We start from the raw sequence: 17,742 nt of genomic DNA, 5'->3' as shown, positions 1-17,742 counted from the left end.
CCGGGCAGTTCGTGGCGAGGCCCCCTGCTGCCCCGCCGACATGTGCGTCAAACCATGACCCCCGTCACAGGTTTATGACGCGACACAACTAATACGCGATGCCGGGCCGTATCGCCAAGTCCGGACGTCCGATTTCCGGCCGAAACGAGAATTGTTGTCCGATTTGCGAACTCCGAGGGGGCTCGATGTCGACGGGACGGCCGGCGTGCTCGCCACACTGGTGAGTGTGCTGGACGAACCCGATCCGGACTTCACGATCGTCACCCCCTGACCTTCCCTCACTCCGAGTCGACCCGTTCGATGTTCGCGCCCACGGTATGGACGACCTGCAGGGTGGGATCCCAGGGCAGGACCGCATCGACCGCGGCGTCGAGCTCGTCCAGGGGTGGTAGCTCGGCCGGACCGAGCACGGAGACGACCACCGTGGTGCCGTGCCAGTCCACACCGGTGACCTCCGCGCCGGGTGTCCCGTCGAGCCACTGCGTGGCCTGCGCGGAGATCTGCCGTGCCCACAACGACGCCATCGAGTTGACGACCATCGGCACCGCGACGACGACCAGCGCCACCGCCAGCACGGCATAGGCCCGCCTCCACCGGGTTCGGACCGTCTCCGCCGCCTCCCGGGAGTAGCCTGCGGCGACGAGAACCACTGTGGCCGTGATGATCAGCGCGACCACGTTGGACGCGAACAGCACGAATGCGCCGAGCGCGAGGGTCGGTGCGCCGGAGCCGAGGCAGACACCGACCACTGCGAGCGGAGGCACCAGCGAGATCGCGATGGCGACCCCGGGCAGGACGTCTCCGACATCGCGGCGTGTCACCGCGATCGCCCCGACCAGTCCGGTCGCGATGGCCGCCGTCAGATCCATCAACGTCGGCGACGTGCGACCGAGGACCTGCGAGTTCGACAGGACATTGCCCGGATTCGCGAGCACCTGGGCGAAGACGACCCCGAGGACGACCACCAGGACGATGCCGCCGAGGATCCGGGCGACGCTGCGCGCGATCAAGACACCGCGTCCGACCGCGATGCCCAGACCGACGCCCAGGATCGGAGTGGACAACGGCGCGACGATCATCGCCCCGATCACGGTGGCCGTCGAATCACTGACCACCCCCGCCACGGCGATGACCGCCGAGAGCGTGAGCATCGTCCAGAACGCCGACCGCTTCGCCTGCCGGTCGCCGACCGACAGATCCGGACGCTCGTCGAGTTCGGTCGGACTGCGTCGCTGGGAATCGGGCACAAGAGTGTCGAACATTCAGCACCTCCCGGAAGAGTCGTCGGGTCCGGCCGGACCCGACACCGCGGTACCGGCGGGTGGTGGGCGGGGATCATCGCGACTTCTGCAGGTCGGAGACCACCCAGCGTCCTTCGCCGCGGAGTTCCAGGACGCGGTCGTGAAAGGCGTCGAGAGTGCTGCGATGCCCGACGCTCACGATCACGGCGTCCGGCAGCGTCTCCCGCATCGTCCGGTACAGCGCGTGTTCGAGACCTTCGTCGACCGCGGCGGTGGCCTCGTCCAGGAACACGATCGCCGGGGACGACAACAGGATGCGCGCGAACCCGAGCCGTTGCTGTTCGCCCGGGGAGAGGGTGCGCGCCCAGTCGGTCTCCACGTCGAGCCGTTCGGCGAGATGCCCGAGCGCAACCGTCTCGAGCGCCGTGCGGATCGCCGCGTCGTCGTGGTCCGCCGCGCGGGGATAGGTGACGGCATCGCGCAGGGTGCCCAGCGGGAGATAGGGGTGCTGGGACAGGAACAATCCGTCACCGGCCGGCCGGTCGACCTCACCGCGCGCATACGGCCACAACCCTGCGATCGTGCGGAGCAGGGTGGTCTTCCCGCTGCCCGACGCTCCGCGCACCAGTAACGCCTCGCCCGCATCGACACCCAGCGACAGGTCGGTGACGAGCGGGTCACCCGCTGGGGTCTCCACCGACAGATCCGCCAGTTCCAGCCGATCCTCCTGCGCCCGGACCGAGACCGAGGGCAGCTCGGCGGCCTGATGCGTGGTGTCGAGCAATCCGTTCAAGCGGATCGTGGTCGCGCGGAACGCCGCGAACTCGTCGTACGACTCGCGGAAGAACGACAGCGAGTCGTGCACCTGCCCGAACGCGTTGCTCGTCTGCATCACGTCGCCGAGGGTCACCTGGCCGGCGAACAGACGGGGCCCCTGCACGAGGAACGGGAAGATCACCGCGGTCTGGTTGACCGCCAGGTTGAAACCGTTGAACTTCAGCGTCCGGAACACGATGCGCCACCAGTTGCGGATCACCGCGGCGAACCGCGCGAGCAGCCCACCCCGCTCGACGCCCTCACCCCGGTAGAACGCGATCGATTCGCCGTACTCGCGCACCCGCACGAGCGCGTACCGGTAGGTCGCGCCGAGCTTCTCGTTCAGGAAGTTCAGCATGATCAGGGGACGGCCGATCCAGAACGCGACCGCCGTGGTGACGAGCACGTAGACGATCACGAGAAAGACCATCGCGCGGGGGATCTCGGTGCCGAAGATCGTGATCGGTCCCGACAGATCCCACAGGATTCCCGTGAAACTGACGATCGACAGCACCGCCGTCACCGCCCCCATCGACAGCACCCGTGTGGTAGTGACGAAACTCGTGATGTCCACCTGGATGCGCTGATCCGGATTGTCGACCGGCGACGAGACGAACCGATCCTTGTAGAAGGACCCCGACTCGAGCCAGTCGTCCACGAGGCGTTCGTTCAGATGTGTCCGCCACCGGATGTCGAGGGTCTGCGCGAGCAGGTAGTCGACGAGCGCACGCACCACATGGACCGTCGCCAGGATCGCGAAGACCCGCATGAACCGCCAGAAGGCCGACTCGTCCAGATTCTGGATCGCCGTATAGAAGTCGTTGTACCAGTAGGAGAACAGCACGCTCATCCGCACGGCGAACACCGTCAGCAGCAACACGATCGCGGCGAGGGCGAGGCCGCCGGCGCCGTTGCGCGGGTCGAAGAAGGACGCGGCGATGCGCCACCACTGGCGACCCCAACGCGTGAACCGCACGAGCGCGACGATCACGGCGACGAAGACCAGGGCAGTGATCGCAAACGCTTTCGCCGTCCACACGATGCTGTCGACGACGACGGTTCCCCAATCCAACATGTCGGCCTCCGACAGGCGTCAGTGGAGTCGCATCCCTACAGTCGCATCCCTACAGTCGCATCCCTACAAGGATCACCCCGCAGCCTGCAGTGGGAATGCGAAGTCGTGGAATCCGGTGGACCGAACCCGGATCTTTCACCCCTCGTCGTCACCGCGGCTGCGCCGACGCCACTGCACCGCGGCCGCGAGCAACCGGACCCCGACCGCGAAGAAGATCAGGTTCGCAACCATCTGCACCGACACCACGGCGCGCGCAGGCTCGGACTCGGCGGAAATGTCCCCGAAGCCCACCGTGGCGAAAACCGTCAGACAGAAATAGATCGCATCGATCCGGGACAGCGATTCGGAGAAGTCGTCCGGGGCGACGACGGACATCCGCAGATAGACGGTCGCGAACAGCACGAGATGCAGGGACACGACGCTGATGAGCGCCTCGATCGCCTGCACCGCCGGATACTCCGCGGCGAGAATTCTGTGGACCTGCCACCCTCCGACGAGCAGGACCACTACGCCACCCCCGACGAGGAACAACACGTCGGACACGCCGGTGACCTGATCCAGGGGAACGACGAAATACACGCTGACCAGGACGAGCGCGGTGAGTGCGGGTCGCGCGACCGCAGACACGATCAACCGTCTCCGCTCCCGCGGATCGGGTGTGCGCGGAGGATCGGCCACGGTCGTCCCCGTCCCGGAATGATGACTTTTGCCCCTAGGGTATCGATCGGGCCGGGGGTGACGATGGGAAGATCGAGTATCCGCCCCCCCTGCCCGAAAGGTCGACGCGGGGCGGGGAGTGTGGGGAGTCGTCGATGACCGAACACGAACTGTGGGTACGACCGATCGCGGAGGTCGGCGCCGCCGACGCGCCGACGGTCGGTGGCAAGTCCGCCAACCTCGGAGAACTCACCTGCGCAGGCTTTCCGGTACCGCCGGCCTTCGCCGTCACCGCCGGTGCGTATCTCGACGCGATGGACGCAGCCGGCGTCCGATCCCGGCTGGCAGCCGAGGCGGCACCTGCCCCCGACATCGACGACGCCACCCTGATACGCACCTCCGCCGAGCTCGCCGCCCTGGTGACGGATTCGACCGTGCCGGCCGGGATGCGCGCGGCGATCGTCTCCGCCTACGAGAGCCTCGGTCCCGATGTGCCGGTCGCGGTGCGGTCGTCCGCTCCCGCGGAGGACGCCGCGGATACCTCGTTCGCCGGTATCCACGAGTCGTACACGAACATCATCGGCGCCGACGCGGTGATCCGCGCGGTGCAGGCGTGCTGGGCCTCGTTGTGGTCCGAACGCGCCCGCACCTACCGAGGGCTGCGCGGGGTGACCGACGAACCGTCCATAGCCGTGGTGGTCCAGGTGATGGTGAAGTCCGAGTCGTCGGGCGTGGCGTTCACGGCCGACCCGCGCACGGGCGAACTCGATCGGATCGTCGTCGAAGCAGCGCTCGGTCTCGGTGAGGTCGTCGTCGGCGGGCAGGTCGAACCCGACACGTACGTCGTGGCGAAGGACGGCTTCGAGGTGCTCGACGTGCACCTCGGTCATCAGGAATTCCGCATCACCTCCACCGACAGCGGGGACAGCCGTGTCGCCCTCGACCCCGAGCGCCGCACCCGGGTCCTCGACGACGAGCAACTCCTGCGCGTCGCACGGCTGGCCGCCGGAGTCGAAGAACACTACGGGCATCCCCAGGACCTCGAGTTCGCGTTCGCCGACGACGAGTTGTGGATCGTGCAGACCCGCCCCATCACCACACTCGACCAACCGGCGGCTCCCGCCCCGTCCGGCAACGGCGAGGCACGACCGTTGCTGACCGGTCTCGGCGCGGGCCCCGGGACGGTGACCGGCCGCGTGCGGGTGCTGCACGAACTCGTCGACGGGAAGCGCCTGAGCGACGGCGAGATCATCGTGGCACCGATGACCCGGCCGGACTGGCTGCCGATCCTGCGCCGCGCCGGCGGCATCGTCACCGACGGCGGTGGCATCACCTGCCACGCGGCCATCGTCGGACGGGAACTCGGCAAGCCCGTCGTGGTCGGTGCACGTACCGCCACCACCGATCTGCACGACGGGCAGCTGATCACCGTGGACGGCAACGTCGGTGTGGTGTTCGACGGGGCGGTCCACACCGCCGAGCGGCCCGCGGCGACGACCTCCGCGCCGGCGACATCGACTCTCTCCGCCGAGACTGTCACGGCCACAGCGGTCTACGTCAATCTCGCCACCCCCGACGCCGCGGAGGCGGTCGCCGCGACCGATGTCGACGGCGTCGGTCTGCTGCGCGCCGAGTTCATGATCACCGAAGCGCTCGCGGGGGAACATCCCTCGCACATGATCGCGCAGGGCCGTCGCAACGAATATGTGGAGAAGATGGCGGGTGGCCTCGCGCGGATCGCGGCGGCGTTCGCACCGCGTCCGGTCGTGTACCGCGCGATCGACCTGCGCAGCAACGAGTTCGCCGACCTCGAGGGCGGTGAGGTCGAACCCCACGAAGAGAACCCGATGATCGGCTACCGCGGATGCTTCCGGTACATTCGGGATCCGGAACTGTTCTCCCTGGATCTCGATGTGCTGCACCGGGTTCGGAGCGCGCACCCGAACGTGCACCTGATGATCCCGTTCGTGCGCACCCGCTGGGAACTGCGGGACTGCCTCGCCCAACTCGACCGGCATCCGCTCGGCTCCGACCAGCGCTTGCAGCGCTGGATCATGGCCGAAGTCCCGTCGGTCGTCTACTGGTTGCCGGAATACGCAAAGCTCGGCATCCACGGTGTGTCCATCGGAACCAATGACCTCACGCAGTTGATGCTCGGGGTGGACCGGGACTCGGAGGTGTGCAAGGACCTGTTCGACACCCTCGACCCCGCGGTGCTCGACGCGATCGATCACATCATCGAGCGGGCCTCGGCCGCGGGACTGACGACGTCGCTGTGCGGTCAGGCCGTGTCGACGAGCACCGAACTCGCGGAACATCTCGTCCGGCGCGGTATCACCTCCGTGTCGGTCGCGCCCGACGCCGCGGCGCAGACGAGACGGACGGTGGCGCGAGCGGAACAACGCATCCTGCTCGACCGCGCCCGGAGCGACGGGACGTGACCGGCGGGGATCACCGCCGACTGTAGGTCGCGCACTACGGGACGACCATCACGGGGCAGGTCACCGTGTGCAGCAGCGCCCATGTGGTGGATCCCAGCATCAGGCTCGGAAACCCGCCTCGACCGCGACGGCCGAGAACGAGCAACTGCGCATCGGCAGCGTGCGACGCAAGATAGTGGGAGGGCTGGTCCAGCACCACCACCGGGTACACCCGCACATCCGGGAACGCCTCGCCGTGCCCGGCGAGACTCTCCGACAACAACGCCCGCTCCTTGTTCTCCACGCTGTCCCAGTCGATCCGGAATCGGAACGGGCCGCGCACATCGAGGTCCGACCACGCGTGGACGGCCACCACGTCGGTGCCGCGCAGCGAAGCCTCCTCGAACGCCGCGGACACCGCGCGCACACTGTGCTCCGAACCGTCGACGCCGACGACCACAGGACCGGAGATGTCGTTGACGTCGACGTGCGGCAGTTTGCGGACCACCACGGCAGGGGCGTGCGTGTGCGTCACCACCGCTCGGCTGACCGAACCGAATCGCTCCCAGCCGAACCGGTTGTCTCCGGCTCCGACCACCACCATCGACGCCGACTTCGACCGGTCCACCAGTTCGAGCGACGGGGAACCGGTGCACAGGTGGGTCTCGATGTCCAGCTCACCATCGGGCGCCGCGCGGCGCGCGTATTCGGCGGCGTCGAGGAGCATGTCGCGTCCCTCGGACTCCTCCTGCTCGAAGAATCCTGCGGGCATGCCGATCGGGACACCGAAGGTGTTGCGGACCGACACTATGGTGACCAACGACAACGGGAGCCGGCGACGTTCCGCTTCGCGAGCTGCCCAGCCCACGGCCTGCAGGGACGCTCTCGATCCGTCCACTCCGGCGACGATGGGGTGGTGTGCTGTCATCACGATCACCTCGCTGCCTGTCCGAGCTGCGGGCACGGCCGTTTCGGGACACTGCTGTTTCCGGGATCCTGCCGTTCCGGGACCCTGCCAGTACACGCTCGGACCGGTCGGTCGCACAAGAGTCGACGGTCCCGACCTGCCCGCAGGAAGTGACCGAAGACTCTCGTGTGCCGCGCACGCCGCTCCTCACACTGGAGACTGCACCCGGCGCCGTCACCCACTGCCGAAAGGCTCCGCCATGTCCGTCCTGATCGGCTACGCGACCGCCCGAGGGTCGACGCGGGGAATCGCCGAACGCATCGCTGCGGGACTGGAAAGCCGCGGTGCCGTGGAACTCCGCGCGCTCGGCGATATCGCGTCGGTGCGAACGTACGAGGCGCTGGTCGTCGGAAGCGCGATCCACAACGGCCAGTGGCTCCCCGAGGCTTCCGATGCGATCCATCGGCTATGCGCCGAGCCGGTAGGACGACCGGTGTGGGCGTTCTCCGTCTCGTCGGTCGGAGCGACCAGCACGATCCTCTCGCCCCGGGTGGCCGCATATCTGCGGCGGGTCACCCCGGAACCTCGGGCGGTGCAGAACCTCCGTTCGGTCGCCGACGTGCGTGATCACCGTTTCTTCGCCGGTGTCATCGCTTCGGGCGACTGGGCCGGAATCGGGCGGATCGTCTTCCGGCTGATGGGCGGACACTACGGCGATGCCCGGGACTGGGTCGACGTCGACGCGTGGACGGAACGGATCCGGGAAGGTCTCGTCGAAACACCGCGTGATCAGGGTTGATCGCGTGCGTCCGAGTCCGGAGGGTCCCCTCGGGATCGGTGATGAAACTGGCGGCGCGTTGGACGACGAAGAACCACCCCAGGACGAATGCGCCAATCGCGGCGGTTCGATCAGTTTTTTCGGCGTCGATCGAGCACTGCCGGGTGTCGATCGAGTACTGCCGGGTGTCGATCGAGTACTCCCTCGGCCGATCGAGCGATCATCGGAGGCCGAAGGACGGTCTCTCCTCGTGCCGTCGCGCGACGATGTCGTCGAACGCGTCGATCAGCCCCTCGGGATACCAGCGGGGATTCGTGTCGGCGGTGGTGGCGACTAGCAGCAACTGGTGCTCGCGTGCGTCCGCGGCGACCCGGGCGAGCCGGGTGCGCCCCTCGTCGTCGAGCGCTGCGACGGTTGCGGCGAGATCGGCGACGAGCAGCACGCGCGGGGGTCCGACGACCGGGGAGTCGAGTTCGGCGACCACGCCGGTGATCTGTTCGGCGGTGGTGGCCCAACAGCACGGCCCCGTGGGGAGCGAGGCGGATCCGCCGAGCCAGCGATGCCGACGGTGCGGATCGACGACCACCAGGTCGTGGGTGCCGCCGGTCAGGGTCGTCATCGCGATCAGGTCGAGCGACACGCTGGGCGACGAGCGGCGCTCGTCGCGTCGGATCAACAGGTGTCGGCCGGCGGACAGATCCCACGAGACGGGCGTGCCGTCGTTGTCGCGCCCGAACGGGATCGTCGTCCGGCACGCGACGGCCCGGGCGCTCGGTCCGCGAGCGGGACGCACCGGGACGGAAGATCGGCACGGTCGACGAGTGGGCGGAGTGGCGGGCATCGACATGGTGGATCCGTTTCGTGTCGCTGGGTCCGGAGCGATCCCCGGACGGCCGAACTGTAGTGGCGAGCACCGACAGGAACGGTCGGGTGCAGGTCGCGGCCGTTACGCGCGTCCGGTTCGGGGTAACCGTCCGCATGCGCCCGATTGCGACAGCCCTCGCCGTAGCCACCTTCACCGCCCTCGGCGGTCACATCGCCTCCGCAGCACCCGCGCCGATCGTGGACGACACCGGCGCGATCGCTGCTCCGAGCAGTACCCAGATCTCGTTCGCGCACACCCCGACCGGTGTGCGCGCCGGCACCGCGAACGAACACGAGTCCCGTGCCGGTGTGTCGATCGTCAAGATGTATCTGGCCGAGTACGTCCTCACCTACGGCGACCCCGCGGACCACGCCGACGCGACCGAGATGATCCGGTCGTCGAACGACGCGATCGCCGACCGCCTGCACGCGAAATACCCGCAGGCGATCTCGTCGACCGCGGCGGAGTTCGGGCTCACCGACACCTACGTGCCCGGCTACTGGGGTGTCGGCACCACGTCGACGCACGACATGGTCACCTATCTCGAGACGAAGAAGCGCACCGATCCCGGTTCGCCGGTGCTCGCTGCGATGGCCAGGGCCTACGACACCGCAGCCGACGGATATCCGCAGAACTACGGGACGGCGCTGATCGCCGGTGTCATCGGGACGAAGTGGGGATGGAGCGACGACCGCTCGTTCCACGCCTCCGCCTCGTTCGGTCCCGATTTCTCCGTCGCGGCGTCGACCTACGGATCGGCAGGGCAGCTCTCCGAACACGTCCTCGGCGCGTTCACCGAAGGGATGCCGCCCGGACCGGAGACCGGTCCTTTTCGACCCGGACCGGAGACCGGTCCTCTTCGACCCGGACCGGAGACCGGCCCGCTCCTGCAGGACTGCCCGCCGCTGGGTTGGCTCGCCGGCGATCCGCTCCTCGGGCCGCCCGCGCAGGATCTCCTCGACGGACTACCGCCCGTCGTCACCGATCCGATCTGCCGCTGATCTCGGCAGGGATCAGATGCGGCGCATGACGGACACGACGGTGCCCAGCACCACCGCCTCGTCGCCGTCGAGGACGGGATAGGCGGAATTCCGGGGTTCGAGGTAGACGTGACCGTCTCGGCGCCGGTACACCTTGACCGTCGCCTCGCCGTCGATCATCGCCGCGACGATCTGACCGGAGTGGGCCTCGTGCTGCCGCCGCACCACCACGGTGTCGCCGTCGCAGATCGCCGCGTCGACCATCGAGTCGCCGCGCACGCGTAGCGCGAAAACGGTGCCGGAGCCGACCAGATCGCGGGGGAGGGTGAGCAGGTCGTCGGTGTGCTCCTCGGCGAGAATCGGTGCGCCCGCGGCGATGTCGCCCACGATCGGCACCGTCACGGTGTCGTCGGACGCCCGTTCACCGCCGGACGAGCCGAGGAAGGGGCGCACATCGAGCTGGCGCGCCACAGCGGCGCCGCGGCGGAGGAAACCCTTGTCCTCGAGGCTCTTCAGATGCTTCGAGACCGTCGACGTCGACCGCAGACCCACCGACTCGGCGATCTGCCGAGTGCTCGGGGACGATCCCTGCGCAACGATCCAATCGCGGATCGCGGCCAGGATCTGCTGCTGGCGCAGCGGCAGGGACGCGGGGTCGAGGCCCCCGAACATGTCGAACTCGTCGTAACCGGTCACCCGGAGAATCGTAGCTACGCGGTCTCCGCAAGGTCCGGGGGAGTACCTGCGGAGGAGCTCTGCCCGTTCTGCAGCTGTTCCATGGCCCGCCGCTCCCGCAATGCCCGGATGAGCTGCCGCTCCTGCAACTCCGCCGGATCGGCGGACAGACCGGGAATCGAGAATCCGACCAGCGCACCCGCCACCAGCGCGAGAGCCACCCGCGCCGAGTCGCCCTCCCGGATGCCCAGGACGAGTTCGAGGAAGACGAGCGCTCCGACGGCGACGAGCACCACTGCGATCAGGGCCAGGATCCGGCGGACCCGGGGCTTCGGGCGTGATCCCGGAGGTAACGGCATCGACTGGGCCGCGAGCTGCCACAGCCGGGCATCGACGCTCTCCCGCAGGGGACGCTTCCGGAACTCGTCGCCGAGTCCGTTGTAGATGGCCAGATCGGCTGCGATCCGGGTCCGGAGGTTTCGGCGGGACAGCTCGCGCGACAGACGCACGACTGCCCACGACACCACACCGGTGACGAGTGCAACGACGACAGGAACCCAGATGCTCACGCCGGAACATTACGACAGCGGAGCGGGAATCGGCGGGATGCGGAACGCGTGCTCCGACCGTGTGGCGCGGGCCGAAAAGTGGTGCCCCCGGTGAGACTCGAACTCACACTGGACGGGTTTTGAATCCGTTTCCTCTGCCAATTGGGATACGGGGGCGTTGCGGACACCACTGTAGAGGATCGGGCGAAGCGGGCGCACACCGGTACCCTTCTTACGTTCCACCCTGCACCGGGGACCGCCAGTACCGAGGGGAAGGCCCGACCATGACCTCCGCGCCGCACGACAGCACACCAACTCCTCGTCGGGTCGTCGTAGCGGAAGACGAGGCCCTGATCAGGCTCGATCTCGTCGAAATGCTGCGCGAGGAGGGCTACGAGGTGGTCGGTGAGGCCGGCGACGGACAGCGTGCCGTCGAACTCGCCGAGGAACTCCGCCCCGACCTGGTGATCATGGACGTCAAGATGCCGCGCCGCGACGGCATCGACGCCGCCTCCGAGATCGCGCAACGACGCATCGCCCCTGTGGTTATTCTCACAGCCTTCAGTCAGCGCGAACTCGTCGAACGCGCCCGCGACGCAGGCGCCATGGCATATCTCGTCAAGCCGTTCTCCAAGAGCGACCTCGTGCCCGCTATCGAGGTGGCCGTCAGCCGCTTCTCCGAGCTGCGCGAGCTCGAGCGCGAGGTGCAAGGGCTCAACGAGCGATTCGAGACCCGCAAGCTCGTCGACCGGGCCAAGGGGCTGCTCATGGAGAAGCATGCGATGACCGAACCGGAGGCGTTCCGCTGGATCCAGCGCGCCGCGATGGACCGCCGCACCACCATGAAGCAGGTCGCGGTGGTCGTCCTCGAGACCCTCGGAAGCGATACCGCCGGCTAGCCGCGCGAACCGGTTTCGGGTGCTCACGGCGCCCCGACGCGTTACCGCCACATCAAATCTCCGCCCCGCAGATAACGGTCGTATCACAAGGATTTCGGCCCGGTTCGCGGGGTGCTTCCGACCGCTATGTTTCGACCACATCCGGAATCCGCCGGATGCGGTGTCAGGCGTTCGAAGGAGAGTTGAATGGCAAGACGGACTCTGGTCCGCGCCGTAGCGGTACTCGGTGCTGCGACGCTCGCCCTCGCCGGGTGTGGTTCGGACGGCGACGATTCGGCATCCGGTACGTCGGCCGGCGACGAGGGGTCGGCGGCCGCGACGACCGTCGAGACCGACTGCGAACCGCAGCAGGCCACAGCAGGGGCGACTCCCGCCACGGGACCGCTGAAGATCGGCACCATCCTTCCCGAGACCGGCAGCCTCGCCTTCCTCGGACCGCCCGAGGTCGCTGCCGTCCGGCTCGCCGTCGACGAGATCAACGCCGCGGGCGGTGTTCTCGACCAGCCGGTCGAACTGTTCCCGGGCGATTCCGGGGACACGACGACCGACACCGCGAACACCACCGTCGACCGACATCTCGCCAACGGCACCCAGGTGATCGTCGGTGCCGCCTCGTCGTCGGTCTCGCTCAAGGTGATCGACAAGATCGTCAGTGCCGGCGTGGTGCAGTTCTCGCCGGCGAACACCTCCGATCAGTTTGTCTGCTACGCCGACCGCGGGTTGTACTTCCGCACCGCCCCGACCGACGTGCTCCAGGCGCAGGCGCTCGCGCAGCTGATCGCCGAGGACGGGGCGCAGCGCGTGTCGATCCTGGCGCTGAACGACCCGTACGGCACCGGTCTCGCGGAGAACACCGTGACCAACCTCGTCGACGCCGGTATCCCGGAGGATCAGATCCAGAAGATCATCTACGACCCCAACGCGCAGTCGTTCAACGCGGAGGTCGACCAGGTGGCCAACTTCGCACCGGACGCGGTGGCGCTCATCGGCTTCGAGGAGTCGGCGAAGATCATCACCCGCATGCACGAGGTGGGCATCGGCCCGTCCGACGGCATGGCGGTCTTCGGTGTCGACGGCAACATGGGGAACGCGCTGGGCGAGAACGTCGCCGAAGGACTGCTCGACGGCATGGCCGGCACCACGCCGCTGACCGACACCGGTGAGGAGTTCCAGCAGCGACTGCTCGGTGTCGATCCGGGTCTGATCGACTTCAACTACGCCGGTGAGTCCTACGACGCCGTGATCGTCTCGGCGCTGGCCGCGGAACAGGCGGGGTCGACGGCAGGTGTGGACATCGCTGCGAACATCAACTCGGTGACCCGTGACGGGGAGAAGTGCACCAGCTACCAGCAGTGCCTCGACCTTCTCGGTGCGGGTGAGGACATCGACTACGACGGTGCCACCGGCGAACTCACCTTCGTGGACGCGGGCGAACCCGGCGTGGGCTCGTACGGCCGGCTCGTGTTCGGCCCCGACAACACTCTGACCACCGAGGATTACATCGTGGTGGGGGAGTGACCTGCAGGTCGTGAGCGAAGGGGTGATCGCCGGTGGGCGGTCACCCCTTCCGCTTCTCCCGGCTGCCCGCGAGCGTACCGAGATACAGTTCCACGACCTTCGGGTCGTGCATGAGATTGCTGCCGGTGTCGGTGTACGCGTTGCGGCCCTGGTCGAGGACGTATCCGCGATCGCAGATCTGCAGGCAGCGACGCGCGTTCTGCTCGACCATGATGATCGACACCCCCGCCGCGTTGATCTTCTTGCAGCGGATGAAGACCTCGTCCTGGAACATCGGCGACAGTCCCGCCGACGGCTCGTCGAGGAGCAGTACCGACGGTTCCATCATCAGCGCGCGGCCCATCGCGACCATCTGCCGCTCGCCACCGGAGAGCGCTCCCGCCTTGACCTTCCGACGCTCGGCCAGCAGCGGGAACAACGACGCCACCCGCTCGAACTGCTTCTCGAAGTCCTTCGGACGCAGATAGATCCCCATCTCGAGGTTCTCCTCGATGGTCAGCGAGGGGAACACGTTCTGCGTCTGCGGCACATAGCCGATGCCCTTGCGCACCAGGATGTGTGCGGGTGCCGAGGTGATCTCGTCCCCGCCGAGTGTGACGGTGCCGCTGCGGATGGGGATGAGACCGAACAACGCCTTGAGCAGGGTCGACTTGCCGGCTCCGTTCGGGCCGATGATGCCCACGATCTCACCGTCCCGCAGGTAGAAATTGCAGCCGCGCAGGATGTCGACCCCGGGGAAGTAACCGGCCACGAGATCGTCGGCGCGCAGGAGGGCGCCGGTCGCGAGGCGGGCATGTTCCTCCGGGGTAGCGGCACGTTCCGCCGGCGTCGTCCCGGTGGGCACAGGAGTGATGTTGTCGCTCACGGCTTCTCCAGTGTCGTGGCCGTCGCGTCCGTCGACGTCGCATCGGGATCGGACAGGTCGCCTCCGGCCTCGAGGGTCTGCGCTTCCGCGTCCGCGAGGGCATCGGCGAGTTCGGCGGTCGCACCCACGGGATTACCCTCGTCGTCGAACTCGAGTGCCTGGTCGTGGTGACTGCCGAGATAGGCGTCGACCACGGCGGGATCGGACGACAGCGCGTCCGGCGGTGCCTCCGCGATCACCGAACCCTGTGCCATCACCACCACCCAGTCGGAGATGTCGCGGATGACGTCCATGTCGTGCTCGACGAACACCACCGTCGTCCCGTCGTCGCGCAGGGTCTTGATGTGTCCCAGCAGATTCTGGGTGAGCGCCGGATTGACGCCGGCCATCGGCTCGTCGAGCATGACGACGGTCGGTTCGGTCATCAGGGCACGGGCCATCTCGAGCAGTTTGCGTTGACCGCCGGACAGTGAACCGGCGAAGTCGTCGGACTTCGCGGCCAGACCGAAGCGGTCGAGCAGTTCGTATGCGCGCTGGGTGATCTCGCGTTCCTGCCGGCGCCATGTCCACGTCAGAAGTGCACCGACCATGCGCTCGCCCGTCTGGTGCCGGGCGCCGAGACGGACGTTGTCGAGGACCGTCATCTTCGACAGCGCCTTGGTGAGCTGGAAGGTGCGCACGATCCCGCGCCGCGCCACCTGATGGGGATGGAGCCGGCCGAGCGGGACGCCGTCCATCGCCCAGGTGCCGGTGTCGGGCCGGTCGAAGCCCGTGAGGAGATTGAACAGTGTGGTCTTGCCCGCGCCGTTCGGACCGATCAGGCCGGTGATGCACGAGCGCTGGATCTCGAGGTGGGCCACGTCCACGGCTTTGAGGCCTCCGAACGTGCGGCACAGATCGTCGACGACGAGGATCGGGTCGGGTTTGGCGGCGCCGGGAGTGCGGTCGACGCCGGCGAACAGTGCGGCGCGTTCGTCCGCGCCGAGGACCGTGCGGGGCGGTGTCGGGTCGGGTCGGATCGTGTCAGGCATCGAGTTGCACCTTCCGCTTGCTTCCCAGGATGCCTTGTGGCCGGAAGACCATCATCACCGCGATGAGGATGCCGAGCAGCACGTACCGCATCGCGCCGACCTGCTGTTCGGTGAGGGGGAGCAGCGGGTCGGGTCCGGCGATCGCCTGGCGGAGGAAGGCGTCCGGGAGGGTGAGCAGGAACCAGAACACCATGGCGCCGAGCACCGGTCCGAAGACCGTTCCCGCACCCCCGAGGATCAGTGCGCCGAACGCGAAGAAGGTCTGCGCGGTCGAGTAGAAGTCGGGGTTGATCGACTTGGTCTGCAGGGCGTTGAAGATGCCGCCGAGACCGCCGATCATGCCGCCGAGCACCAGGGCCTGCATCTTGTAGGCGAAGACGTTCTTGCCGAGCGCGCGGGCGGCGTCCTCGTCCTCGCGCACCGCCTCGAGGACCCGCCCCCACGGGCTGTGGGAGAGGAGGTAGACCAGTCCGCACAGCAACAGCACGAGCGTCCAGCCGACGACCATCGCCCACAGGTCGTCGCCGTAGAACCGCATGCCGAGCAGGTTGTACTGGCGACTCGAATCGAAGGGGCTCAGCGAGGTGAACGGGTCGGCGAATCCCCACAGGCCGCGGGTGGATCCGGTCACCGAGTCGGACGCGGTCGAGCGGAACACCAGCCGCAGGATCTCCGCCGCGGCGATCGTCGCGATGGCGAGATAGTCGGCCCGCAACCGCAGGGTGGGGATGCCGAGGACGAGCGCGAGCAGACCTGCCAGTGCGAGGCCGACGAGGATGCCCACCCACAACGGCTGGTCGTAGGTGACGGTCATGATGCCCACTCCGTAACCGCCCAGCAGCGCGAACCCGATCTGGCCGAAGTTCAGCAGACCGGCGTAGCCGTAGTGCAGGTTCAGGCCGATCGCGAGCAGCGCGTAGAAGATCGCCGAGGGGCCTATGAGCTGGGCGAAGGAAACCTGGAGTACCGCAACGATATCCATGGGTCACCCGATCCTTGTCCGACTGCCGAGGATGCCCTGGGGGCGGATGACCAGGATGACGATGAGGACGAGCAGACCGCCGATGTACTTCAGGTCCGGATTGATGACGAGGGTGGACAGCTGGACCAGCAGACCCACCACGACGCAGCCGACCAGCGCGCCGTAGGCGGTGCCGAGGCCGCCGAGGATGATGCCGGCGAACATCAACAGGAGCAGCTTGAATCCCATCTCCCACTGCACGCGTCCACCGAGCTCCGACAGGCCGAACAGCACGCCACCGAGCGCGGCGAGCCCACCACCGAGCCCCCATACGAACCGGATGACGTGTTCGACGTCGATCCCCGACGACGCCGCGAGGTCGCGGTTGTCGGCCACGGCGCGCATCGCCTTCCCGATCCGGGTGCGCTGCAGCAGCAGGGCGACGCCGACGAGCACCACCAGGCTGATCACGATGCATGCGAGATTGACCGGGGTGATCGCGATCGGCCCCCACACGAGCTGCTGTTGTGCCTGGTAGTCGTCGAACGGCTGGGTGCGGTCGGAGTAGAAGGCCAGGATGAGATAGCGCAACGAGATCGCGAGCCCGATCGACACCACGAGTTGGGCGATCAGGCCGGTGCGGCGGCGCCGGAGCGGCGCCCAGATGAGCGCGTTGTTGAGCAGGCCGATGACGATGCCGACGATCACCGCCAGGATCGTCGCCGGTATCAGCTGGACACCGAGGGTGACGTTGAAGATCCAGGCCGCGACCGCGCCGAGGGTCACCAGCTCGCCGTGGGCGAAGTTCGTCAGCCCCGTCGTGCCGAAGATGAGGCTCAGGCCCACTCCGGCGATCGCGATGACCAGACCGAACCGCAGACCGTCGACGATGGTGCGCACCAGCGTCTCGCCCCACGCCACCGTCGACCCGGTGCGCGCCTCCCCGAACGAGAAGATCACGGTGTTCGCCCGCCCCGGCGCCACGTCGCGGGTCACCGAGGTCTGGACGGTGACGTCGTCGGGCAGGCTCTCGGTGTCGACCTCGAAGACGTAGGTGCCCGGCGGAACGGTGAGCTCCCAGCGCCCGCCGTCGGCCGATTCGGTTTCCGCGACCACCTCGCCGCCCTCGGTGGTCGCACGGACGACGACACCGTCGAGTCGTTCGCCGGCATTGTTGAGCGTTCCGCGGACGGTCACCCCCTCCGCGGATTCCTCGTCGGGTGCGGCCGGTGCCGTGTTCGCGGGCGGTGAGGGTGGGTCCGGTGGATCCTGGGCGGAGGCGAGGCCGGCGCCGACGAGGACGAACAGGACACTCGCGAGCGTGACGAGTGCGGCGCGGACCGATCGGTGGAGGGTCGAGGTCGGTCGTCGCCGACATCCCGAGGTAGGGGCCACGCAGGTCCTCCCGGTTGGTGCGCTGTCATCGAGCGCGGCACTGCGCCCGGGGCATCATCGTCAACTGCGATGACGCCGGACTACGGTGTCGTGACAGGGGACTCTAGCGGC

Annotated in this window: 17 protein-coding genes and 1 tRNA gene; 6 read left to right on the top strand and 12 right to left on the bottom strand. The window is 67.9% G+C overall.

Annotation, left to right across the window (positions count from 1 at the left end; all coding sequences use genetic code 11):
- Window positions 1-154 precede the first annotated feature (154 nt).
- A complete protein-coding gene (locus ACWPOC_RS15250; RefSeq protein ID WP_455408928.1) occupies window positions 155-271 on the top strand; it encodes an alkyl sulfatase C-terminal domain-containing protein in 117 nt (38 codons plus the stop codon).
- Window positions 272-278: 7 nt separating this feature from the next.
- On the opposite strand, the gene ACWPOC_RS15245 is transcribed toward ACWPOC_RS15250, so the two are convergent.
- The 3 genes from ACWPOC_RS15245 to ACWPOC_RS15235 all read right to left on the bottom strand — a co-directional run bounded on the left by ACWPOC_RS15245 (window position 279) and on the right by ACWPOC_RS15235 (window position 3,810).
- Window positions 279-1,262 carry a TIGR00341 family protein gene (locus ACWPOC_RS15245; RefSeq protein ID WP_120283082.1) on the bottom strand — a complete coding sequence of 328 codons (984 nt, stop codon included), beginning with the start codon at window positions 1,260-1,262 and terminating at the stop codon, window positions 279-281.
- 73 nt (window positions 1,263-1,335) lie between these two features.
- Window positions 1,336-3,129: an ABC transporter ATP-binding protein/permease gene (locus ACWPOC_RS15240; RefSeq protein ID WP_120284357.1), complete on the bottom strand. Its 1,794-nt coding sequence runs from the start codon at window positions 3,127-3,129 to the stop codon at window positions 1,336-1,338.
- Window positions 3,130-3,267: 138 nt separating this feature from the next.
- Window positions 3,268-3,810 (bottom strand): potassium channel family protein, encoded by a 543-nt coding sequence (locus tag ACWPOC_RS15235; protein WP_120283080.1) that lies wholly within the window; start codon window positions 3,808-3,810, stop codon window positions 3,268-3,270.
- 134 nt (window positions 3,811-3,944) lie between these two features.
- Between ACWPOC_RS15235 and ppsA the strand changes: the two genes are divergently transcribed.
- On the top strand, window positions 3,945-6,230 hold the full coding sequence (gene ppsA / locus ACWPOC_RS15230) for a phosphoenolpyruvate synthase (protein WP_455408927.1): 2,286 nt from the start codon (window positions 3,945-3,947) through the stop codon (window positions 6,228-6,230).
- A gap of 34 nt (window positions 6,231-6,264) precedes the next feature.
- Here ppsA and ACWPOC_RS15225 read toward each other — a convergent pair whose 3' ends face one another.
- Complete coding sequence (locus ACWPOC_RS15225) at window positions 6,265-7,137, bottom strand: universal stress protein (protein WP_172414964.1); 873 nt, start codon at window positions 7,135-7,137, stop codon at window positions 6,265-6,267.
- Window positions 7,138-7,375: 238 nt separating this feature from the next.
- Between ACWPOC_RS15225 and ACWPOC_RS15220 the strand changes: the two genes are divergently transcribed.
- Complete coding sequence (locus ACWPOC_RS15220) at window positions 7,376-7,915, top strand: flavodoxin domain-containing protein (RefSeq protein WP_088898391.1); 540 nt, start codon at window positions 7,376-7,378, stop codon at window positions 7,913-7,915.
- A 199-nt stretch (window positions 7,916-8,114) separates the two neighbouring features.
- On the opposite strand, the gene ACWPOC_RS15215 is transcribed toward ACWPOC_RS15220, so the two are convergent.
- Complete coding sequence (locus tag ACWPOC_RS15215) at window positions 8,115-8,687, bottom strand: hypothetical protein (RefSeq protein ID WP_120283076.1); 573 nt, start codon at window positions 8,685-8,687, stop codon at window positions 8,115-8,117.
- 185 nt (window positions 8,688-8,872) lie between these two features.
- Between ACWPOC_RS15215 and ACWPOC_RS15210 the strand changes: the two genes are divergently transcribed.
- Window positions 8,873-9,760, top strand: coding sequence for a hypothetical protein (locus ACWPOC_RS15210; protein WP_455408926.1), 888 nt, complete (start codon window positions 8,873-8,875; stop codon window positions 9,758-9,760).
- Window positions 9,761-9,772: 12 nt separating this feature from the next.
- Here ACWPOC_RS15210 and lexA read toward each other — a convergent pair whose 3' ends face one another.
- The 3 genes from lexA to ACWPOC_RS15195 form a co-directional block, all read right to left on the bottom strand.
- Window positions 9,773-10,435 carry a transcriptional repressor LexA gene (gene lexA / locus ACWPOC_RS15205; RefSeq protein WP_120283073.1) on the bottom strand — a complete coding sequence of 221 codons (663 nt, stop codon included), beginning with the start codon at window positions 10,433-10,435 and terminating at the stop codon, window positions 9,773-9,775.
- A gap of 14 nt (window positions 10,436-10,449) precedes the next feature.
- The gene (locus tag ACWPOC_RS15200; protein WP_120283071.1) at window positions 10,450-10,983 is read right to left on the bottom strand and encodes a hypothetical protein; all 534 of its coding nucleotides are present in this window, start codon (window positions 10,981-10,983) and stop codon (window positions 10,450-10,452) included.
- A gap of 79 nt (window positions 10,984-11,062) precedes the next feature.
- A tRNA-Leu gene (locus tag ACWPOC_RS15195) sits at window positions 11,063-11,139 on the bottom strand.
- A 107-nt stretch (window positions 11,140-11,246) separates the two neighbouring features.
- On the opposite strand from ACWPOC_RS15195, the gene ACWPOC_RS15190 reads away from it, so the two are divergent.
- Together ACWPOC_RS15190 and ACWPOC_RS15185 are read left to right on the top strand one after the other, a co-directional pair.
- Entirely contained in the window at window positions 11,247-11,861 is a 615-nt protein-coding gene (locus ACWPOC_RS15190; protein ID WP_006554018.1) for an ANTAR domain-containing response regulator, read from the top strand.
- A 186-nt stretch (window positions 11,862-12,047) separates the two neighbouring features.
- Entirely contained in the window at window positions 12,048-13,379 is a 1,332-nt protein-coding gene (locus ACWPOC_RS15185) for an ABC transporter substrate-binding protein (protein WP_120283069.1), read from the top strand.
- 40 nt (window positions 13,380-13,419) lie between these two features.
- On the opposite strand, the gene ACWPOC_RS15180 is transcribed toward ACWPOC_RS15185, so the two are convergent.
- Genes ACWPOC_RS15180 through ACWPOC_RS15165 form a run of 4 tightly spaced genes read right to left on the bottom strand, consistent with a single transcriptional unit; the run spans window position 13,420 to window position 17,631 of the window.
- Window positions 13,420-14,244 (bottom strand): branched-chain amino acid ABC transporter ATP-binding protein, encoded by an 825-nt coding sequence (locus ACWPOC_RS15180; RefSeq protein ID WP_120283067.1) that lies wholly within the window; start codon window positions 14,242-14,244, stop codon window positions 13,420-13,422.
- Window positions 14,241-15,275 (bottom strand): ABC transporter ATP-binding protein, encoded by a 1,035-nt coding sequence (locus ACWPOC_RS15175; protein WP_120283065.1) that lies wholly within the window; start codon window positions 15,273-15,275, stop codon window positions 14,241-14,243. The genes ACWPOC_RS15180 and ACWPOC_RS15175 overlap by 4 nt, the downstream gene beginning before the upstream one ends.
- On the bottom strand, window positions 15,268-16,257 hold the full coding sequence (locus ACWPOC_RS15170; RefSeq protein WP_120283063.1) for a branched-chain amino acid ABC transporter permease: 990 nt from the start codon (window positions 16,255-16,257) through the stop codon (window positions 15,268-15,270). The genes ACWPOC_RS15175 and ACWPOC_RS15170 overlap by 8 nt, the downstream gene beginning before the upstream one ends.
- A gap of 3 nt (window positions 16,258-16,260) precedes the next feature.
- On the bottom strand, window positions 16,261-17,631 hold the full coding sequence (locus ACWPOC_RS15165; protein WP_088898384.1) for a branched-chain amino acid ABC transporter permease: 1,371 nt from the start codon (window positions 17,629-17,631) through the stop codon (window positions 16,261-16,263).
- Window positions 17,632-17,742 lie beyond the last annotated feature (111 nt).

The organism is Rhodococcus sp. 5G237 (assembly GCF_053764735.1).
Note: the sequence above shows the minus strand (reverse complement) of the source record. Positions and strands in the feature narration are given on the sequence as shown.

Excerpts from the sequence above, each read along its gene's own strand:
- ACWPOC_RS15245 (WP_120283082.1), bottom strand. The coding sequence starts at position 1,262 with ATGTTCGACACTCTTGTGCCCGATTCCCAGCGACGCAGTCCGACCGAA.
- ppsA (WP_455408927.1), top strand. The coding sequence starts at position 3,945 with ATGACCGAACACGAACTGTGGGTACGACCGATCGCGGAGGTCGGCGCC.
- ACWPOC_RS15225 (WP_172414964.1), bottom strand. The coding sequence starts at position 7,137 with ATGACAGCACACCACCCCATCGTCGCCGGAGTGGACGGATCGAGAGCG.
- ACWPOC_RS15220 (WP_088898391.1), top strand. The coding sequence starts at position 7,376 with ATGTCCGTCCTGATCGGCTACGCGACCGCCCGAGGGTCGACGCGGGGA.
- ACWPOC_RS15210 (WP_455408926.1), top strand. The coding sequence starts at position 8,873 with ATGCGCCCGATTGCGACAGCCCTCGCCGTAGCCACCTTCACCGCCCTC.
- ACWPOC_RS15190 (WP_006554018.1), top strand. The coding sequence starts at position 11,247 with ATGACCTCCGCGCCGCACGACAGCACACCAACTCCTCGTCGGGTCGTC.
- ACWPOC_RS15185 (WP_120283069.1), top strand. The coding sequence starts at position 12,048 with ATGGCAAGACGGACTCTGGTCCGCGCCGTAGCGGTACTCGGTGCTGCG.
- ACWPOC_RS15175 (WP_120283065.1), bottom strand. The coding sequence starts at position 15,275 with ATGCCTGACACGATCCGACCCGACCCGACACCGCCCCGCACGGTCCTC.
- ACWPOC_RS15170 (WP_120283063.1), bottom strand. The coding sequence starts at position 16,257 with ATGGATATCGTTGCGGTACTCCAGGTTTCCTTCGCCCAGCTCATAGGC.